Raw genomic sequence first — 19154 nt, forward strand, 5'->3', positions numbered from 1 at the left:
CCGAACCGCCCCGCCGCGACCGGATTCTGGAGCGGCACAGGCGCTCCTCACGCCGCCACGGTGACTTCAGCTCGCTGGCCACTCGATCCGGCGCCCCGTCGTCGACGATTCGACGAAGGACTCCAGCACGCGGCGAAAGTGCGCGGCGTCTTCGAAGGTCGGTACGAGCGGGCTCTCGGCGGCGAAGCCTGCGTAGAGGTGCGCGGTCTGGAAGGCGTCGTCGGACAGCTCTCCGCGCGCGGGCCACGCCGGGTCGGCCGGCACCTCAATGGGCGTGAGCGGCTGACCGTCGCCGCGCGCACCCACGAGCGAGAGGTCGGAACCGAGCGCGAGATCGCCCTCGGTGCCGGTGAACGTCCACGCGATGTTGGCGCCGTTGCGCTTGCCGGACTCGACGCGCACGGAGAACACAGCGCCCGAGCGCAGCGTCCCCGCGACCGCGATCTGATCGGGAGTCGTGATGGGGATCTTCTCGCCCGTCTCCTCGATGGTGGCCTCCGAGAACTGGCGCGTGACGAGTGCCTGGAAGCTCGCGGGCGCTCCCACGATGGCGAGCGCGGTGTCGAGGAAGTGGGCGGTCATCGTGTGGAGCGCGTTGGCGCCGTTCTTGATGTCCGCGGTGTACGCCCATGAGGCGGTGCGGCGCGCGCCGAGCAGAGGCACGGCCGCGGTGATGTTCACCGAGCGGAGTTGGCCGAGGTAGCCCCCGTCGATGAGCTTCTTCGCGTGGCGAACGGTCGGCGCGAGGCGGCGTTGAAGCCCCGCGATGGTGCGGACGCCGGCCTCTCGGGCGAGCGTGGCGAGCTCGCGCGTGTCCGCCGCCGTGGCGCCGACGGGCCATTCGCAGAAGACATGCTTCCTGGCCGCGATCGCGGCGCGGACGAGCGGCGCATGAGAGGGGGCGCGCACCGACACGACGACGAGCTCGACCTCGGGGGCTTCGATGAGCGGCTCGGGTCGATTGAACGCGCTCGGGACGCCGAACCTCAGCGCGGTCTCGTTCGCGCTCTCCGCGCGCGTGGTGCTCACGGCGACCACGCGGAACGCCGGCAGCGTCGCGAGCGCCGGTAGATGCGCGAGCGTCGCCCACGTGTGGCCAGGGCTTGCGCCGATGATGCCGACGCCAATGGGCTTGTTCGTTCTCATGGGGACTCCCGGGTGTCGAAGAGCTGTCCGGTCAGCGGTGGGGCATCGGCGTAGCGCGGGCGGAAGACGCGGTGCGTGAATCGCCACACACCTCCGTCCTTGTGGAGCGTGTCGAAGTACGTCCCCGCGACGCGCATCGAGCCGCCGCCCTTGAAACGACCAACCTCCTGCATCGAGGTCCGCACGGTGGCGTGCGTCTCGTCCGTGAGGTCGACGATGATCGGCGAGCACGTCTGGATGAGGAGCTCGAGCTTCCCGACGCTCTCGGCCACACCGGAGGCGATGTTCGCGGCCCCTTCGATGTGGCGGTCGAAGGGGGGCGCGACCACCCAGACACCATCGGCGGCGAAGAGGGGCTCGATGGCCGCGAAGTCACGGTGGTTCACGGCGTCGTGAAACCGCTCGATGACCTCGCGCACGGCGAGCGCTTCGAGCCGGCTCATGCTGCGCGCTCCCGACCGGCCTTGAGCGTCTCGGCCCACCAGAGCAGCTCGTCGAGCGCGGGCGTCAGCGCGGCGACGGTGTCGGGATAGTCCGCGAGCGTCTTCCCTTCTCGGACGAGCCCGAGGATCTCACTCTTCCCGATATGAACAGCGAACCGGAGCGTCGCGACCTGGAGCTCGGCGAGGATGTTTCGCAGGTGCTCAACTGCACGGACCCCGCCCACCGCCCCGTAGCCGATGAACGTGGCTGGCTTGCGCCGGACCTCGGGATACAGGTAATCGAGAGCGTTCTTCAGCACGCCCGTGATGCTGTGGTTGTACTCCGCCGTCACGAAGACATAGCCGTCGAAGGCGTCGATGGTCTCGCTCCAGCGCTTCGCGGTGGGCGTGTCGATGGGCGAGCGGGCCGGAGACATCTTCGCCTCGAAGAACGGGAGCGGGTGGTCTCGCAAGTCGACGAGCTCGAACGTGGCGTCGCTGCGTTTCCGGGCAAGCTCCAACGCCCAGCGCCCGATGCCTTCTCCGAGCCGCCCTTCACGTGTGGTGCTGAGGATGATCCCAATCTTGAGCTTGTCGGCCATAGGCGAGAGATAATCTCAGCGCGCTGGACGCGTACCGTGCTTTCGTCCAGCGTTCTTGTCCAATCGTCTTGCGAGAGGGTTACCCGTGGATGTCCTGACCGAAGTGCTCCGCGACGGGATGAGCCGAACCGCCATCTACGGGCGCCTTGAGCTGACCGCGCCGTGGGGGCTTCGTGTCGACGGCACGCGGCGCCTCGCGTTCTATGCCGTGGCGCGTGGCGCGGTGGTCCTCGACGTCCACGGGAACAAGGTCCCGCTTGGCACAGGGGATCTCGTGTTCCTCCAGAAGGGGCTCGCGCACACCCTGAAAGACCACGCTCGCTCGCGTGCCGCGAACGTCACCGAGGTCTACGCGCAGCGAGGAGGACGTTGCGGTGGCATCATCCAGTACGGGGGTGGGGGCGCTCCGACGACCCTCATCTCGGGTGGCTTCGAGTTCGATACGACGGCGCTCAACCCGCTCGTCGCGCACCTCCCCGAGGTGATTCATGTCCCGGGTGATGCGGGCGATGTCGTGCGCTGGCTCGAGTCGACGCTCCGCCTCATGGCGTTCGAGATGCACACGGAGGAGCCCGGCTACGAGCTGGTCGCGAGCCGCATCGCCGACGTGCTCTTCGTCCACGCGCTGCGCTCCCACGTGAAGAACAACCCGTGTCAGGTCGGATGGCTCCGAGCGATCGGCGATGCCCAGCTTGGCGTCGCCTTTCAGCGCATCCACGAGGCACCTGGGGAGCCGTGGACCGTCGAAAAGCTCGCGCGCGCAGCGTCGATGTCGCGCGCGGCCTTCGCGGTGCGCTTCACCAAGGTGCTCGGGCTCGCGCCGCTCGCGTACCTCACGCGTTGGCGCATGCACCGCGCCGCCGAGCTGCTAGCGGTTGACGGGTCCAACATCAGCGCCATCGCCGCCAATGTCGGTTACGAGACGGAGAGCGCGTTCACCAAGGTGTTCAAGCGCCACCTTGGTGAGACGCCCGGCGCGTACCGTCGACGACTGCGGACTGGTGGCGGCTGAGTGAAGTTGCCCCGGCTTCGTGGAGTCCGGGCGGTCCCTGATTACGACCTGCCTGGTGTCTCAACAGTCCGGTTTGGCACCGGCATGGGCGGCGTGGTGCGCTTCCATGCGTCCAGCTCCTGCACACGCGCGAGCCAGGCCTGGATGTTCATGTAGTCCCCGAGCGGCAGGCGCGCCGGACCGGCGAGGGCGAACGACGCGGCCAGGGAGAAGTCCGCGAGCGTCAGCCGCTCCTGTGCGACCCACTTCTTGCCCGCGAGGTGCGTGTCCAGGACCTGCGCGTATTGCGCGAAGAGCGCCTCGCCTCGCGCGACCTCGGCGGGCTCCGGCGGTCCACGGCCCGTCCGGGCCTTCACGAAGTTCTCCACGACCAGGATGGTGTTGGCCTGGGCCATGTGGGCCGAGCACCAGAAGAGCCACCGGCTCACGTCGGCGCGGCCGCGGGCATCCGTCGGTAGAAGGGTCTGCCCCGGCGTCTTCTCGGCCAGGTATTGGATGATGGCGCGCGACTCCCAGAGAAGGAAGCCGTCGTCATCGAGGACCGGGACGCGCCCGTTGGGGTTGAGGCGCAGGTGGGACGTGTCGCGCTGCTCGCCCTGGGTCAGGTCGACCAGGATTCGTTCGAGGGGGACGTCGAGGTGGGCCGCCACGAGCAGCACGCGGCGTGAGTTTCCGGACAGCGGGTGGAAGTAGAGCTTCATGACAGTTCTCCTGGACGACAGGGGGTTCTTGCTGGGGCGTACCTACCCACCCGGAGTGACAAGGGGCTGTCAGGAATCATCCGGGCCGAGAGCGGTCTTGGGCGGGTTTGACGAACGCCGTTCGTGACGAATACCATTCAAGAATGGCGAGAGCGAACCCGTTCGAAGCACCTCATGTCGCGAGCCGGCGCGGGGGCCCCGTGAAGCAGCTGCTCAGTCGCGAGGCCATCGTGACCGAAGCGCTGCGCCAGATCTCCTCGAATGGGCTCAAGGGCATGAGTCTCCGCAAGGTCGCCGCCGCGTTGGAGACCGGGCCAGCGTCGCTGTACGCGTACGTCGACGATCTCGACACCCTGTACGCCCTCGTCCTGGATCGCGCGCTCGCAAAGGTCGAGGTCAGCGGCTCCGCGAAGGCGGACTGGCGCACCCGCCTCGTAGGCGTCCTCGAATCCTACGCGCGCGTGCTTTCCGCGAGTCCAGGGCTGGCGCAGCTCGCGTTCGGGACTGTGGCGATCGGACCGAACGCCCTTCGTATTACCGAGGCGCTCTTGGCGCTCCTCGAAGAAGGTGGAGTCGAGCTGGCGACGGGGGCGTGGGCGGTTGATCTCCTCGTCCTCTACGTCACCGCGATCGTCGCGGAGCACTCCGGCGGAACCGATCCCGCGGCTCCCGAAGGGGCGATCGCGCGAGCCATCATGGGAGTCTCAGAGCGTCAGCACCCGCGAATCCACGCGGCCCGCGAGCAGCTCCTCGCGGGCACTGCGACGGAACGATTCACGTGGGCGGTCGAGGTGCTCGTGACAGGCATCCTCCAGAGTCCGCGTCATATGTCGAGCGTCGCGCGCCAACGCACGGCGCCCGCGGCACCGCGCGCACAGAAGCGCCGGCAGCGTGAGCGGTGAGCGTCTCCTTGAATGAGGCCGAGCTTCTTGCACATCCGACGAACACAGCTTGTGACGAACAGCGTTTGGTCTCAATGCATCCTGTAGGGTGACCCATGACAAGCCACTCCCCATCGACTCAATCCACCCCCGTCCTCATCGTCGGTGGAGGCATCGCTGGCCTCTCCGCCGCGCTGTTCCTCGCGTGGCGTGGCGTGCCGTGCGTGCTGGCGGAGAGGCACCCTGGCAGCTCTCCCCACCCGCGTGCCATCGGCTTCACCACGAGGACGCTCGAGCAGTTTCGAGCCGTCGGGCTCGGCGACAAGATCCCACAGATTCCGTTCGGCCACGGTCGACCGCGCCGCGTCGCGGTCGAGAGCCTCGCTGGAAGGTGGTCGGCGGAGGTCGATTGGAGCCCCGACGCAGGTCAGGCTGCGGCCTCCCAGCCACGCGCGAACGGGTTGCGCCGTCTCGCCGGGGCCGGCAGGCCTTCTCCCACGAACGAGCCGCTCCGCCCCGAGAGCTACTCGCCTTGTGCGGGGGCCGCGATCGCGCAGGATCGATTGGAGCCCATCCTTCGCGACAGAGCCATCGAGCTCGGGGCGGATATCCGCCTCAATACGCAGCTCATTTCCTTTGAACAAGATGCTGCGGGCGTGACGGCTGTGCTTCGGCATCGCGACGGGCGAGAGCAGGCGCTCCGCGCGGGCTACCTGATCGCGGCGGACGGCCACGCGAGCCCGATCCGCGAAGCCTTGGGCATTGGTCGCGCGGGGCACGGTGTCCTGCAGGTCGTTCGCAGCGTGCTCTTTCGTGCTTCGCTCGATGAGTACCTCGAGTCTGGTGTCAGTCAGTTCGAGCTCGACCAGCCGGATTTGAAGGGGATGCTTACGACCTACCGCGATGGCCGCTGGCTCCTGATGTTCACGGACGACGAAGAGCGCGACGAAGCCACGCTGCGGAAGAAGGTTGTTCAAGCGGTCGGCAAGCCCGACCTCGCGTTCGAGCTGATCACCACCGGGCGGTGGGTGCTCAGCGCGCTCATCGCGGACCGGTTCTCATCGGGACGCGTCTTCCTCGTGGGCGACGCCGCCCACACCCTGCCTCCGGCGCGCGGTGGCTACGGCGCCAACACCGGTGTCGAGGACTCGTTCAACCTCGCGTGGAAGCTCGCGTCCGTCATCGCCGGTGTGTCCTCGGCCAGGCTGCTCGACACCTACGACGCCGAGCGGCGCCCCATCGCTTGGCTTCGACATGGTCAGATCTTCGCGCGGCGGGACTACGCGAAATGGGCCACTGACGCGGAGAAGGCGGTCGCGATCATCGATGACGACGCGATGGAGCTTGGCCAGCTGTATCGCTCGGAGGCCGTGCTCGGTGCCGGCGACGAGCTGCCACCGGCATTGCGACCTGAACAGTGGGCCGGTCAGCCCGGCACGCGCGCGCCTCACCTCTGGGTGTCGCACGGCGGAATGCAGCGCTCGACGCTCGATCTCCTTCAGCGCGACTGGGTCTTGGTATCGGAGAGCGAGCGCTGGTGCGCTGCGGCGGCGCGAGCAAGCGAGGACTTGGGGATCGAGCTCAAGTGCCTTCACTTCGGTGCGGGCACGACCGGCTCCGGTACGACCGTCTCGCCGCCGACGGTCGGCACGAACAAGCTGACACTCGACACGCCGGTCGAGCAGATCGTCGCCATTGCCGAAGGGAGAGCGGTCCTCGACGCCAACCTCCCGATGATCACCACGCACAGCAAGTACGAGACGTTCAAGTCGATGAGCCTGCGCCAGCTACAGCCAGTGTCGGATGGAAAGCTCTCCGACGCAGCGCTTGTAAAGACGGAGACGCTGCTGGCCGCGGTTCCATGCCAGGCGGTCCCCATGGACGCCGCGGTATTTCGGAATGACTTTCGCGCGGCGTTCGGCCTCGGTCCTTCTGGAGCCTCGCTGGTTCGGCCCGATGGTTACGTGGCCTGGCGCTCCTCCAGGCTGCCGGACGATCCCGCCGCGGCGATCGCTGCGGCACTCACCCAGCTCGCGGCGACGTCGCGGTCATAGGAGGACTCGCGCCGGATGGGATGGGGCGGCTCCGGGCCCCGCCCGCCCCTCGGAGAGGGTGGTGGGTGGGGCCACGCTCGGTGACTCAGGCCACTTCGACGGTGGGGGTGGCCACCTCGCGGCGCTGCTGGAGCATTCGTTGGATGAGCTCCCCCAGCGGCTCCGGTCGGTCCGCCTCGTGGAAGCGCGCGCTCATGGTGGTGACGGCCTGCTGATACGATGGATCGCCCAGCACCTTGTCGAGCAGCGCGAGCAGTCCGGGGGCTCCGAGCTTCCGAGGCGAGGCCATGACGCCGATGCCGTGCCGGTCCACGATGCGGGCCACGAAGGGCTGGTCCTGGGTCAGGGGGAGGGCCACCATGGGCACGCCCTCCCAGATGCATTCCTTCACCGTGTTGAAGCCGGCGTGCGTCACCATCGCCGCGGCGCGCCGCAGCAGCGGCAACTGGGGGAAGGACCGCACCACGATGAGGTTGGGCGCGCGCCCGTCGAGCGTGGCCGGATCCGCGGACGTGCCCGTCCCCATGACGAACTGCCAGTCCGGTCGTTGCTTCGCCACGTCCACCATGGCTCTCAGCAGGGGCGGGACCCACTTCGACACATAGCCGCGGGTCCCCATGGAGAACACGATGAGGGGGCGGTCCTCCCTCAGCCGTTCCCATGCAAAGGGCTGCGCCTCGCGATGCTCCTGGTTGATGCAGGGCCCCACGTGGTGGATGCGGGCCGCCGCAGGAGTCCCCGCGATGTTGGCGAACGCCTCCGGGAAGAGCATCAGCTCGTTCACGCCTCCTACGCCGTGGAAGGGGTTGTTCCTCGGCGTGCCCAGGTTCTTCTGCCGCAGGAGCGTCTCGAAGGCGTACTCGAAGCGCGCGTGCATCCCCAGCCCGACCAGCGTGCCGTGGATCGCCTTCGCCAGCGCCCGCATCACCGGCGTCGGTCCCCGCACGGGCTGTCCGAACAGGTGCTCCCGGAAGTGGAGGGGGACCGTCGTGTGCAGCCGCAGGAAGGGAATCCCGGAGGCATGGACCGCCGGGCCCGCGTACTTGAACCGCTCGTCAAAGAGGATGAGGTCCGGGCGGATGCGCTCGATGGTGCGGTCCAGCTCGCCATCCAGCAGCGCCTGGAACATCGCGTTCTGGCTGCGGACGCTGTCCCGCAGCGGGGTCAGCAGGCCCAGGCCCCGGCTGCGCCCCATGTGGGTGGACGCCCGGACCAGGTAGTCCCGATCAAGGCTGGACTCGAAGATGGGAACGAACTCGAAGCCCGCCGCACGCACGGCCTGCTCCGCCGCGAGCATGCAGCAGAAGACGACCTGGTGCCCCAGCCGCTGGAGCTCGTCGGCCAGCCGCAGACAGGGGTTGAGGTGCCCCGTGTGGGGCAGGGGGAAGAGCATCAGCCTGGCCATGAGCAACTCACGAGCGGCCGCACGCGGCCAACGGGGCAGGGTGCCGGGGGAAGCGGGAGCACCGCGCGGTCATGGGACTTCACCGTCAGCGGGTCTCCCCGCCGCGCCTCCACCAGCGCGTGCGCCCTCTTTCCCAGGGATGCCTCCGCGCCCTCACGGCGGGGTACCGCGGTGCGCAAGGCAAACAGGGGGATGAGCTGCGTCACCGCCAGGATGACGACCCGGGCGACAAGCATCTTGTCTCCCTCCACATTCCACAGGGCTTCCACCGGGACGTCCTCACACTCGCTCGGGCGCACCGAGACGTCGGAGGACCACAACCTATCATGGAGGCTGGCTCACAGTGAGTTCTACTTTCCATGGTTTGAGCCGTGTTGCTGTGATTCCAAATTTAAAGGACTCTTGAGGGAGATGTCTTCCCCCATCCCATTGTTGATTCTGGGTGCCGGCTTTTCCCGCAGGGCCCATGCGCCGGCCCTGGGTGAGCTGGGGCCGAAGTTCCGCGTCGTCGGCGTCTTCAGCCGCACGGAGGAGAAGGCCCGGGCGGCCGCGGCGGCCTTTTCTCCCCAGGCGAAGGTGTTCACGAACCTGGAGGAAGCCCTGGCGCAAGAGGGGCTTGAGGCCGTGGACGTCGCGCTGCCCATCCTCCCGGCGTCCGACGCCGTTGACGCGGCGCTGCGGCGCGGGCTGCATGTCTTCAGTGAGAAGCCCATCGCTGAATCCGTGGAGAGAGCCCGTGCGCTGATACAACTGCACGCCAGCCGCCCCGGGCAGGTGTGGTGTGTCGCGGAGAACTTCCGTTTCTGGCGCACCGCATGGAAGGTGAAGGAGCTCATCGCCTCCGGGGAGATTGGCGCCCCCGTGGTCTGTCATTACCCGGTGCTGGTGCCCATCAAGGCCACGCCCTGGTTCCGCACCGACTGGCGGCGCACCCCGGAATACGACGGTGGCTTCCTGCTGGACGGGGGCGTGCACGACATGGCCGCGCTCAGGCTGATGCTGGGCGAGGTCACGGAGGTCAGCGCGTTCACGCGGAGCGTGGACCCGGAGCTTCCGCCGGCGGACACGCTGGTGGCCTCGCTCCAGTTCGACAGTGGCGTCGTGGCCAACTACACGGCCACCTACGCCCTGGAGCGGCAGCGCCTCACGTATTGGGGGGTGGCCCGGTCGCTCGTGAATGGTGCCGCGCGGCGGGTGGAGGACTGTCACGGCGGGCGCAAGCACATCGTTGGCACGCGGGGATCCCTCTTCTTCTCGCGCGACCGGGTGGAGCTGGTGCGCGGCACTCAGCGGACCGTCTTCTCCATGCGCTCGCGGGCCGTGGTGGAGGAGCTGGACGAATTCTGGGCTGGCGTGCGCGAGGGCAAGCCGGTCCGCAACACGCCTCACGAGGCGCTCCGGGACCTGGCTGTCCTCGAAGCCATGCTCACCTCGGCCCGCTCGCGTCGGTTCGTCCGGCCCGCTCCTGGTGCCGAGCCTCCCTCCCCCGTTGCGGAGTGCGTCCTTCCATGAGCCTGCTCCAGCAGCGCTACGACGTGGTGATTGTCGGCAGTGGGCCGGGGGGCAGCACGCTGGCCTACAGCCTGGCGCGGCACGGATGCCGTATCTTGTTGCTAGAGGAAGGCGACTTCCTCCAGCCGGATCCGGCGCGCGCGGAGGTGCCCGCCATCCCCATGGGCGAATTGCAGCGCAAGGGTCTGCGCAGGTACGTGGGCGGTTCCACCAAGCTCTACGGCGCGGCCCTCTACCGCATGCGCGAGATCGACTTCCGGGCCACGGCCACGGAGACGGGGGAGTCCTCCGCGTGGCCCATCTCCTACGCGGACCTGGAGCCGTACTACGCGCAGGCCGAGCGCCTCTACGGGGTGCGTGGCTCCCCGGAAGGAGACCCCTCGGAGCCTCCCCGCTCCGGGCCCTTTCCCCACGGCCCCATCCCACACGAGCCCTACATCGCGGAGGTCGTCGAGCGCATCCGCGCCCAGGGGCTGCCCGTCGCGTCCATCCCCAAGGCGGTGGACCACGGGCCCGGCGGCCGGTGCGTGTTGTGCGCCACGTGCGATGGCTACTACTGCCAGCGCGATGCGAAGCTGGACGCGGAGGTCGCGGCGCTGCGGCCCGCCCTGCTGACGGGCCGCGTCCAGTTGCTCACCCGGGCCCGGTGTCTCAAGGTGCTCACCACCCCGGATGGCCGCAGCGCCACCGGCATCCTCCTGGAGCATGAGGGCGCGCGGCACGAGGTCCACGCTGGCGTCGTCGCGGTGTGCGCAGGCGTGACGCAGACGCCGCTCATCCTCTGGCGCTCGCGCAATGGGGCGCATCCCCAGGGGATCGGCAATGCCACGGGCTGTCTGGGGCGCTACCTCGCGGGGCACACCGCGGGGATGCTGTTTCCCATCCGGGATCTGCGGAAGGTGCCTCCGCTGCACCAGAAGACGTTTGCCATCAACGCCTACTACGAACCGTCGGCGGACTGGCCATACCCGCTGGGCGTCATCCAGGCCGCGGGTCAGCTCCCGCTCTGGGAGAGCGTGCCGGTCTTCATGCGTCCGTTCGTGAAGTTCATCGCGCAGCGGAGCCTGGTGTGCTTCCTGATGACGGAGGCCGTTCCCAGCAAGGACTCCGGGCTGCGGTTCGACGGAGACCGCATCGTCGGGATGCGCAAGCCCCGGCGGAACGTACAGACCTTCCGGAAGCTTCGGGAGCACGCGGTGCGGATCTTCAAGGGCGCGGGTTACAGGTGGGTCTTCTCGCCCCGGACGCCCGTCGCGCTCTGGCACCCGGTGGGCACGGCGCGCTTCGGCACGGACCCCGCGACTTCGGTGTTGGACCCCGACTGCCGCGTCCACGGCATGGACAACCTCTACGTGGCTGACTCCTGCTTCCTGCCCTCCGCGGGCGCGGTCAACACCACCCTGAGCGTCGTCGCCATGTCGTTGCGCGTGGCCGACACCATCGCCCGGACGCACACGGCCCGTAGCGATCACGCCGCCTGATTCACGCCTCGGAGGAATTCGTCGGTGGTCGCGGGTTGAACCCGGGGGCTCCGGCTGGAGCCGGGTGAGGGGCTGCGGACCGAGCTGTAGACCTGGAGGGACGAAAGCCTCGGTGGGGCACCGGGCAAGACGCCCCGCATCCCATCGCAACTGGGGCCAGCGCCCCCGGCCGTGGTCTCAAGCGCGCCCCCCGGACGCACGCGGTCTTGGACGATCTCTTCCAGTGGGAGAACGGTGCCCGCGCTCGGTGAGCGGCGGCGAGGCCCGGTGAGCGGGGGCGCGCTCCGTTGCGCCTGGTTGGAGGGGCGAGGAGCGCGGGTCACAAGGCGGAGGGGCGTTCCACGGCGGCCAGGATTCATGGCGAGGAGACAGCCGCAGGGGGCGGGTGAACCGCCTCGCGACCGTCGATGTTCGAGCACCTTCGCCAGGTGGGGCCCATGCGCGCGGCCACTCCGAGGGCTTGGGCGCCGCACCCTGGGGCCACCCTCGAATTGACCCCTACTTCCACTGTTGATAGAGGGTGGTTGAAGTTGAAATTGAGTATGAAAATCAATATCGGAATTTCCCGGCCTGCGAACCCTGACCGCGCATCGTGAACACTCCAACACCCCGTGGCCCGTGGGGCTCCCTCTCGCTGGCCGCTCCGCTCCCCACGCTCGTGACCCTGGCCCTGCTGATGGCGGGAGTCGCGCGAGCGCAGGACGCGCGCGAGACCCCGGCGCCGGTGACCGGTGCTTCCTCGGCCACCGGGACGCCGGACCCGCAGGCGCCGGCCGCTGACGGCGGAGCCGCGCCCTCCGGTGGGGTCACCCCGCCAGTGCTGCTGTCACAGCCGGAGGCGGCCTATCCCCCCGACGCCTTCGCCTCAGGGGTCGAGGGCGCGGTGAAGCTCCTCCTGACGCTCGACGAGGAGGGACGGGTTACGCGCGCGGAGGTGGTCGAGGGGCTCGGCCACGGGCTCGACGAGGCTGCCGTGAGCGCGCTCCAGCGCGCACGCTTTGCCCCGGCGATGCAGGGCGGCCGGCCCGTTCCCTGCCAGTTCGAGTTCATCCACTACTTCGTCCTCGCCCGTCCTCCCGAAGCCGCGCCCCCTGCCGCCGAGGAGGTCGCCCAGGGCACCGCCGACGCGCCCGCGGCGGAGCCCTCCGCGCCGCCCGCCGAGGAGCCAACGCCGTCCACCGCTCCCGCCTTCACGTCCGTCGTTCGCGCCAGGTCGACCGAGGCCCGCGCCCTGGTGCGCGGCTCGGAGGCGGTGGACGTCGTCGAACTGGAGAAGGCCCACGAGCGCTCCGAGGATCTCGCGGAGGTGCTGACGCGCGCCTCCGCCGTGCAGGTCCAGCGGACGGGGGGAATGGGGAGCCGGACCCAGCTCTCGCTCGGGGGACTCTCGGGAGATCAGGTGCGAGTCCTCCTCGACGGGGTCCCCATCGAGTACTCGCCCTATGTCTATGGGCTCGGGAGCGTTCCGGTCTCGCTCATCCAGCAGTTGGAGGTCTTCAACGGCGTCGTCCCGGTGCGCCTCGCGACGGACGCGCTTGGCGGTGCCATCCACCTGCGCTCCGAGCTCGCGTCGCCTGAAACCGGCGCCTCCCTGTCGCTCCAGGCCGGGTCCTTCGGCAGCTACCGCGGCACCGGCAAGCTGACATGGCGGGCCCATGAGCACGTCTTCGTTCGCGCCACGGGGTTCCACGATCGCTCGCGGAACGACTACGTCGTCACCGTCCCCGTCGATGATCCGGTGACGGGCCGCGTGTCGCCGCGCGCGCTGCGCCTCAACCACGACGCCTACCGGGCCACGGGGGGCAACGTCGAGGTCGGGCTCGAGGCGTTGCCGGGGATCGATCGGCTCGTCCTCAACGGCTACCTCGGTCAGTACGACAAGGAGGTTCCGCACGACCAGTTCATGATCCAGCCCTATGGCGCGGTCACCTCCGCGCAGGAGAGCGTGGGGCTCGGGCTTCGCTACGAGGTGTCGCCCCATGAGCGGCTCAAGGTGCTCGCCATCGCCGGGTACAACCGGCGGGTGGGGGAGCTCCTCGACGTCTCCGACTGTCTTTACGACTGGTATGGGACGTGCCGCTCGAGGCAGGCGAGGGGCGGGGAGATCGGCTCGACACCCCTCGAGAACACCCAGCAGCGCCGGACGTGGTTCGGGCGCGCGCGGCTCCTCGGGACGCTGCTCGACGCGGAGGACCTGGAGGTCTCGCTCGGCGTCGATGACAGCGACCGGCGCGGCGAGAACGCCTACCTCACCCGCCTGGAGCAGGAGGATCCCCTGCGGGTGCCGCTCGCGCTCACGTCCTCCTTCGGAGGCATCTCCCACCGGCAGCGTCTCTGGGGAGGCCGGCTGGAGAACACCGCGTTCGTGAAGGGCTACCTGCAGCGCTTCGCCTCGGGGACGAAGCCGGAGGCCGCAGAGACCCGGTGGGCCGGCGGCGTCGGTGACACCTTGCGCTTCAGCCTGACGCGCGGGCTGCTCTTCAAGGCCTCCTATGAGCGGACGACGCGGATGCCGCGGGTGGACGAGCTCTTCGGCGACGGAGGGCTGCTCCTGGAGAACGCGGAGCTCGTCCCGGAGTCGAGCCACAACGCCAACCTGGGCGTGGAGCTGCTCCCCCTGGTCACGTCCGTCGGCCGCTTCGGTGCCAGCGCGGTCGTGGGCATCCGGGACATCGAGAACCTCATCCAGCTCTTTCCCGGCGACGCCACGCAGTCCTTCGAGAACGTGGACCACGCCCGCTCCTTCACGGCGCACGCGGGGCTGGACTGGGACTCCCCCGGCGATTGGGTGGGGTTCACCGGCACCGTCACCTGGCTCGACTTCCGCAACCTCGCGGAGCAGGGCCAGTTCGCCCGCTTCCACGGGGACCGCATGCCCAACATGCCCTGGCTCCAGGCCACCGCGACCGCGCGGTTCCAGGTGAGCCGGCTCTTGAGCTCCGTGGACGCCCTCGGCCTGGAGTGGACGACCCGCTACGTCGAGTCGTTCTTCCGCTCCTGGGAGAGCGCTGGCCGGGGAGGGGACAAGGCGCGGGTGCCCACCCAGGTGCTGCACTTCGCCTCGCTCACCTACCGCACCCGGCTCGAGCGGCGCGCCTTCTCCTTCTCCTTCAACCTCCACAACCTCACCGACGCTCCCGCCTTCGACATCGTCGGTGTCCAGAAGCCGGGCCGCGCGCTCTCCGCGCGCGTCACGGTCGATCTTTGAGCGCCCGATGAGGCGCCCTGAGTCTCCTCGCAGGAGCCAACCGCCAAAGGAAGCCTGATGAAGCTGAAACTCTCACTCCTCGCCCTTGCCTTGCTCGCCACCGCCTGCTCGGGGTCGGACGACCCGCCTTCGGACGGCGGCATCACGCCGGAACCCGACGCGGGGACCACCGCGCCCCTCTACGCCGTCATCACCCAGGTCGCCATCGCCGGCGGAGACACCCAGAGCTATCTGGTGACGGTGGACGACATCGAGAAGGCGCAGTCCGTCGGGGTCGGAGACGCGATCGAGCTCTCCTCGGACGCGTACATCGCCGCAGGCTTCCCGGGCACCGGCAAGCTCTTCGTCAGCAGCTCCAAGGTGCCGACGGTGACGCCCTACACCCTCAACGCCGCCGGCTCGCTCGTGGCCGGGGATCCGCTCTCGTTCACCAGCCAGGGTGTCGCCTCGACCAACGGCTACCAGTCCCAGCACTACTTCGTCAGCGAGACGAAGGCCTATTACTTCGACCACGTGAACTACAAGGTGGTCATCTGGAATCCCCGGGACCTGTCCATCATCACGTCCAAGGATCTGACATCCCAGCTCAAGGACGGCGACCTCACCTTCCGCTACTCGCAGAGCCTGGCCGTCACCGCGGGCGACGACGTCATCCTCGCGGGTGGCTGGCACGCCGCGGACGTGAAGACGGTTCCGGCGAAGACGGCGCTGGTCATCGTGAACACGAAGACCGACGAGGTGACCGTCAAGGTCGACACGCGCTGCGGGTGGGCGCGCGACGGCGTCATGCACACGGATGGGAAGATCTACTACGCCACCGAGTCCCTGGGCAGCGGCGCGCACTTCGTGTCGCCCGGGACGACCGGCGCGCCCTGCATGATCCGCTTCGACCCCGCGGCCGGCGAGTTCGATGGCTGGTTCACCACGCTCGATGCCTTCGTCGACCCCGGGACGGAGGGGGACATCGCCGGCATGCTCCTGCCTGGCGCGCCCGGCAAGGGCTACCTGCGGGTGATGAACAAGGCCGCCGCGCAGGCCGCGTGGGACTCCGCGGTGGCCGCACAGCGGCCGTTCAACGGGCAGAGCGCCGCCGTGGGCGCCTGGTGGGACCTGTGGGAGGTCACCCTCGGCGAGACGCCGACCGCGACGCCCGTCGTCCGGGACGATCTCGTGCCCACCAACGGCCGCACCATCCCGCAGAACCCCGGTGAGTTCCTGGTGCTGCCGGAGTTCATCAATGACAACGCCCAGACGCGCTTCCGCATCATGAGCCCCGAGACCGGCCTCGGGGACGCGAAGACGGTCGTCGAGGGCCAGGTGCGCGGCCTCCTCCGGATCCGCTAGCCCTCCGTCCGCCGTTGGAGCCCCCGCCGCGAGTGGGCGGGGGCTCCGCCCCCTGCGCCGTCACCCGGTCTCCCGCCATGAGCTTCTTCCTTCCCCTCGCGCTGGTGCTCTCCCTCGGAGGATGTCTCGGCCTGTACCTGTCCTCGCGCCATCAGCTCCTGCTGGACCGGCCCCTCGCCGTGCGCCCCTCGCGCTGGCTGGGGACGCTCCTCCTGCTGTCGGCGTATCCGCTCCTGTGCGGTTCGCTCCAGCCGCTGGTGGCGGTGTACGTGCTCTTCGCCTGGACGACGCTGCTCCTCATGCTGCTCCCGTATCTCGCGCTGCTCGTCGGGCGGAAGGATGCGCGGTGATGGCCAGCGGAAACGGTGAACCCCTCCGGCCGGACTGGCTCTCCAAGTCGCTCGCCGGGGTGCTCCTCGGGCTCGCGCTCGCCTTCGGGGTGAGCGCGCTCCTGTCGCTCGCGCTGACTCCCCTGGCCCCGAGCTCCCGAAACCAGCTCGTCATGTGGAGCGTGGTGCCCGTGTGGATGGGCGTGCTCGGGGGCTGCTTCCTCTTTCGGACCGGACTGCGCGCATGGCTGTGGCTGGGCGGCACGGCGGCGCTCTTCTGGGGTGTCTTCCTGTTCTTGCGCCAGCGCTGACCTCAGCCCGCGTCGTCACCGGATTCCCCAACATGCGCTCCGCCATCATCCGTCTCTACAAGGTCGTCCACACGTGGACTGGCATCGTCGCCGGGCTGGGGCTCTTCATCTGCTTCTACGCAGGGGGCTTCACGGTCTTCAAGGACGCGCTGGCGCGCTGGGCGACCCCGCCCGGCGAGCGCGCCCCGGCACCCCTGTCGTCCGCCGAGCTGCACGCGCTGGTGAAGACCACCCTCGCCGAGCACCCCAAGGCGGCGGAGGACTTCACGCTCGTCCTCGCGGACGCGCCCGAGTGGGGCCCCTCGCCGATGAGCTGGCGCCGGAACGAAGGGGGAGAGGGCCACGATGTGCTCGAAGAGCGCCGGTTCTACGCCACGCTCCGGGCGGATGGTTCGTCCGTCGTCGCTGAAGGGCACCCCACCAAGGTGGGCGAGTTCATCGACGTCCTGCACCGGGTCGTGGGCCTGCCGTTCGACACGGAGCTGGGGCGGCTCGTGACCGGCATCCTGTCCCTGCTCTACGCGCTCGCGCTCGTGTCGGGGCTGGTCATCGTCCTGCCGTCCCTGGTGAGGGACTTCTTCGCGCTGCGGCTGGGCAAGGGCCTCAAGCGGCTGTGGATGGACGTCCACAACGTGGTGGGAATCGCGAGCCTTCCCTTTCACCTGCTGATCGCGATCACCGCGTGCGTCTTCGGCCTGCACGACGGCATCTACTTCGTGCAGGACAAGCTCATCCACGGCGGCACCCTGCGCGCCGCCCTGGGGCCGCCGACAGGGGGCGCCAGGACCGCTCCGGCCCCTGAGCCCGCGACGATGCTCCCTCCCGCCGAGCTCCTCTCCCTGGCGAGGACCGTCGCTCCCTCCTTCGAGCCCCATGCGCTCCAGTACGTCCGGGTCGCGTCACCTCGCGCCCTGGTGCGCGTCTGGGGGCATGACCCCGCGGCCCTCTCCCCGCGCTCCCTCGGGGGCTTCCTGGCGCTCGACCCGTACAGCGGAAAGGTGCTGTCCACCGACTTCCTTCCGGGGAGGCTGACCGGCCCCTCCACGCTCATCGCCAGCTTCTTCGCCCTGCACTTCGGTTCCTTCGGAGGCCTGCCGGTGAAGTGGATCTACTTCCTCCTCGCGCTCAGTGGAGCGTGGCTGTTCTATAGCGGGAACGTGCTCTGGGTGGAGACGCGCCGCAAGAAGGCGAGGGTGCCAGGTCAAGCGCCCCTCCAGCGGCGGGACGTCCGCTGGATGGCGGCCACCACGGTGGGCGTCTGCCTGGGATGCGTGAGCGGGATCTCCTTCACCCTGGTGCTGGCCAAGTGGCTCCAGGGGCACGTCTCGGACCTGCGCGTCTTCCACCAGTGCGGCTACTACGCGGTCTTCTTCGCCTCCATCGTCTATGCGTGGGTGCGCGGTCCGGCCCGCGCGGCCATCGAGCTGTTGTGGGGCGCGGCGCTCTTCACCCTGGCCATCCCGCTCACCACCCTGGTGGGCTGGCTCGCCCCGGTCCTGGGACCCTGGGCGACGTGGGACGCGCTGGGCGTCGACCTCACGGCGCTGGCAGGCGCCTTCTGCTTCGCGTGGATGGCGCGGGCGACGGCCCGACGCGCGCATGCGGGGCCGGAGGACAGCGTCTGGTCTCTTGGCGCATCTCCCGCGAGCACGGGCCTGGAAACGGACATACCCGAAGGGGAGGTTGCCTGATGCGTATCCACCTGTTTCTCGCGGTGGGCCTGCTGACCGCGAGCTGTGCCACGGGCCCGGCGCCACGGGGCGCGCCGGCAGCGCCGGTAGCGCGGACGGACTGGGCTCCGCTGACGCTCCCGGGCGCCTTCCAGTTCGACTTCGACTCGGCCTCCACGGGCCGCACCCACAGGGTGTACGTGGCCGTCCCCGAGGGGCCAGCGCCCGCCGCCGGCCATCCGGTCATCTACCTCCTGGATGGCGGCGAGCACTTTCCCACCCTGGACCGTCTCACGCGCGCCCTCCCCAAGCTCGCGCGAGGCTTTGGCGTCGCGGCGGCGACGCCCGTCATCGTCGGGCTGACCTATCCGGGAGACCCGGCCCACAACGAGCAGGCACGCGGTGAGGACTACACGCCGCCAGCTCCGGACCTCTCGAACACGGGGGATCGGTTCTCCAGGAAGCAGGGGGGCGCGGACCGCTTCCTGGACTTCCTGAAGCAGGAGCTCGAGCCCGCGCTCGCGTCGCGACTGCCGCTCGACACCTCGCGCACCGCGCTGATGGGCCACTCGTATGGAGGGCTCCTGGTGCTGCATGCGCTCTTCACGAGGCCGACGGCCTTCGACACCTTCATCGCGGGGAGCCCGTCCATCTGGTGGAACGACCGCTACGTGCTCACGGAAGAGAAGGCCTTCCTCGCCCGGTCCGCACGGGCACCGGTGAAGGCGCGCGTGCTGCTCACGGTAGGCGGGCTTGAGCAGAAGCCGCGCAAGAGCGCGGGGGCGCGGGGCATGTTGGCCGCCGAGCGACGGATGGTCGACAACACCCGCGAGCTCGCCAGGGAGCTCGCGGAGATGGGCGGCGGGGTCGAGGTCCGGTACATGGAGCTCGTGGGAGACGACCACTACAGCGCATGGCTCCCCATGTTGAACCGTGGGCTGCTCTTCTTCTCCGCCCCCTCCCTGCTTCCAGGCGCCGACTGACCGGGGAAGGGGACACCGAGCGTCACCCGCTCCCGTGGGCAGGTTGTCCCCGCCGCCCTCTGAGAGGACTCAAACGCTCTGAGGGCCGGGAGT

16 protein-coding genes are annotated in these 19154 nt (G+C 69.3%); 11 read left to right on the forward strand and 5 right to left on the reverse strand.

The genetic code is table 11. The features are described 5' to 3' along the window. Nucleotides 1–66: 66 nt before the first annotated feature. Genes U8525_RS31760 through U8525_RS31770 form a run of 3 tightly spaced genes read right to left on the reverse strand, consistent with a single transcriptional unit; the run spans nt 67 to nt 2170 of the window. Nucleotides 67–1146, reverse strand: coding sequence for a Gfo/Idh/MocA family protein (locus U8525_RS31760; protein ID WP_374270469.1), 1080 nt, complete (start codon nt 1144–1146; stop codon nt 67–69). Beyond that, nucleotides 1143–1589 carry a nuclear transport factor 2 family protein gene (locus U8525_RS31765; RefSeq protein ID WP_374270470.1) on the reverse strand — a complete coding sequence of 149 codons (447 nt, stop codon included), beginning with the start codon at nt 1587–1589 and terminating at the stop codon, nt 1143–1145. Before U8525_RS31765 ends, U8525_RS31760 begins: the two co-directional genes overlap by 4 nt. Further along, a complete protein-coding gene (locus tag U8525_RS31770) occupies nt 1586–2170 on the reverse strand; it encodes an NADPH-dependent FMN reductase (protein WP_374270471.1) in 585 nt (194 codons plus the stop codon). Before U8525_RS31770 ends, U8525_RS31765 begins: the two co-directional genes overlap by 4 nt. Before the next feature lie 85 nt (nt 2171–2255). Between U8525_RS31770 and U8525_RS31775 the strand changes: the two genes are divergently transcribed. Next, nucleotides 2256–3182: an AraC family transcriptional regulator gene (locus U8525_RS31775; protein WP_374270472.1), complete on the forward strand. Its 927-nt coding sequence runs from the start codon at nt 2256–2258 to the stop codon at nt 3180–3182. 41 nt (nt 3183–3223) lie between these two features. Here the strand turns inward: U8525_RS31775 and U8525_RS31780 are convergent, their stop codons facing one another. After that, nucleotides 3224–3883, reverse strand: coding sequence for a glutathione S-transferase family protein (locus U8525_RS31780; protein ID WP_374270473.1), 660 nt, complete (start codon nt 3881–3883; stop codon nt 3224–3226). 200 nt (nt 3884–4083) lie between these two features. Between U8525_RS31780 and U8525_RS31785 the strand changes: the two genes are divergently transcribed. Together U8525_RS31785 and U8525_RS31790 are read left to right on the forward strand one after the other, a co-directional pair. Then, nucleotides 4084–4785, forward strand: coding sequence for a TetR/AcrR family transcriptional regulator (locus tag U8525_RS31785; protein ID WP_374270474.1), 702 nt, complete (start codon nt 4084–4086; stop codon nt 4783–4785). 95 nt (nt 4786–4880) lie between these two features. After that, nucleotides 4881–6818 carry an FAD-dependent oxidoreductase gene (locus U8525_RS31790; protein ID WP_374270475.1) on the forward strand — a complete coding sequence of 646 codons (1938 nt, stop codon included), beginning with the start codon at nt 4881–4883 and terminating at the stop codon, nt 6816–6818. Between the two features lie 85 nt (nt 6819–6903). On the opposite strand, the gene U8525_RS31795 is transcribed toward U8525_RS31790, so the two are convergent. Continuing rightward, nucleotides 6904–8223 carry a glycosyltransferase gene (locus U8525_RS31795; RefSeq protein ID WP_374270476.1) on the reverse strand — a complete coding sequence of 440 codons (1320 nt, stop codon included), beginning with the start codon at nt 8221–8223 and terminating at the stop codon, nt 6904–6906. A 411-nt stretch (nt 8224–8634) separates the two neighbouring features. On the opposite strand from U8525_RS31795, the gene U8525_RS31800 reads away from it, so the two are divergent. From U8525_RS31800 to U8525_RS31835, 8 genes are all read left to right on the forward strand, one after another. Next, nucleotides 8635–9735 carry a Gfo/Idh/MocA family protein gene (locus U8525_RS31800; RefSeq protein WP_374270477.1) on the forward strand — a complete coding sequence of 367 codons (1101 nt, stop codon included), beginning with the start codon at nt 8635–8637 and terminating at the stop codon, nt 9733–9735. Continuing rightward, nucleotides 9732–11216: a GMC oxidoreductase gene (locus tag U8525_RS31805; RefSeq protein WP_374270478.1), complete on the forward strand. Its 1485-nt coding sequence runs from the start codon at nt 9732–9734 to the stop codon at nt 11214–11216. Before U8525_RS31800 ends, U8525_RS31805 begins: the two co-directional genes overlap by 4 nt. A gap of 592 nt (nt 11217–11808) precedes the next feature. After that, the gene (gene mxcH / locus U8525_RS31810; protein ID WP_374270479.1) at nt 11809–14424 is read left to right on the forward strand and encodes a TonB-dependent siderophore myxochelin receptor MxcH; all 2616 of its coding nucleotides are present in this window, start codon (nt 11809–11811) and stop codon (nt 14422–14424) included. 57 nt (nt 14425–14481) lie between these two features. After that, nucleotides 14482–15768, forward strand: coding sequence for a hypothetical protein (locus U8525_RS31815; RefSeq protein ID WP_374270480.1), 1287 nt, complete (start codon nt 14482–14484; stop codon nt 15766–15768). Nucleotides 15769–15845: 77 nt separating this feature from the next. Beyond that, nucleotides 15846–16118, forward strand: a complete 273-nt coding sequence (locus U8525_RS31820; RefSeq protein WP_374270481.1) for a hypothetical protein — start codon at nt 15846–15848, stop codon at nt 16116–16118. Next, nucleotides 16118–16408 carry a hypothetical protein gene (locus U8525_RS31825; protein WP_374270482.1) on the forward strand — a complete coding sequence of 97 codons (291 nt, stop codon included), beginning with the start codon at nt 16118–16120 and terminating at the stop codon, nt 16406–16408. The genes U8525_RS31820 and U8525_RS31825 overlap by 1 nt, the downstream gene beginning before the upstream one ends. A 32-nt stretch (nt 16409–16440) precedes the next feature. Then, nucleotides 16441–18099 (forward strand): PepSY-associated TM helix domain-containing protein, encoded by a 1659-nt coding sequence (locus U8525_RS31830; protein ID WP_374270483.1) that lies wholly within the window; start codon nt 16441–16443, stop codon nt 18097–18099. Beyond that, a complete protein-coding gene (locus U8525_RS31835) occupies nt 18099–19061 on the forward strand; it encodes an alpha/beta hydrolase (RefSeq protein ID WP_374270484.1) in 963 nt (320 codons plus the stop codon). Before U8525_RS31830 ends, U8525_RS31835 begins: the two co-directional genes overlap by 1 nt. Nucleotides 19062–19154: the final 93 nt, after the last annotated feature.

It is taken from the genome of Corallococcus sp. RDP092CA (genome assembly GCF_041903675.1).
In the GTDB taxonomy this organism is placed as follows: Bacteria; Myxococcota; Myxococcia; order Myxococcales; family Myxococcaceae; genus Corallococcus.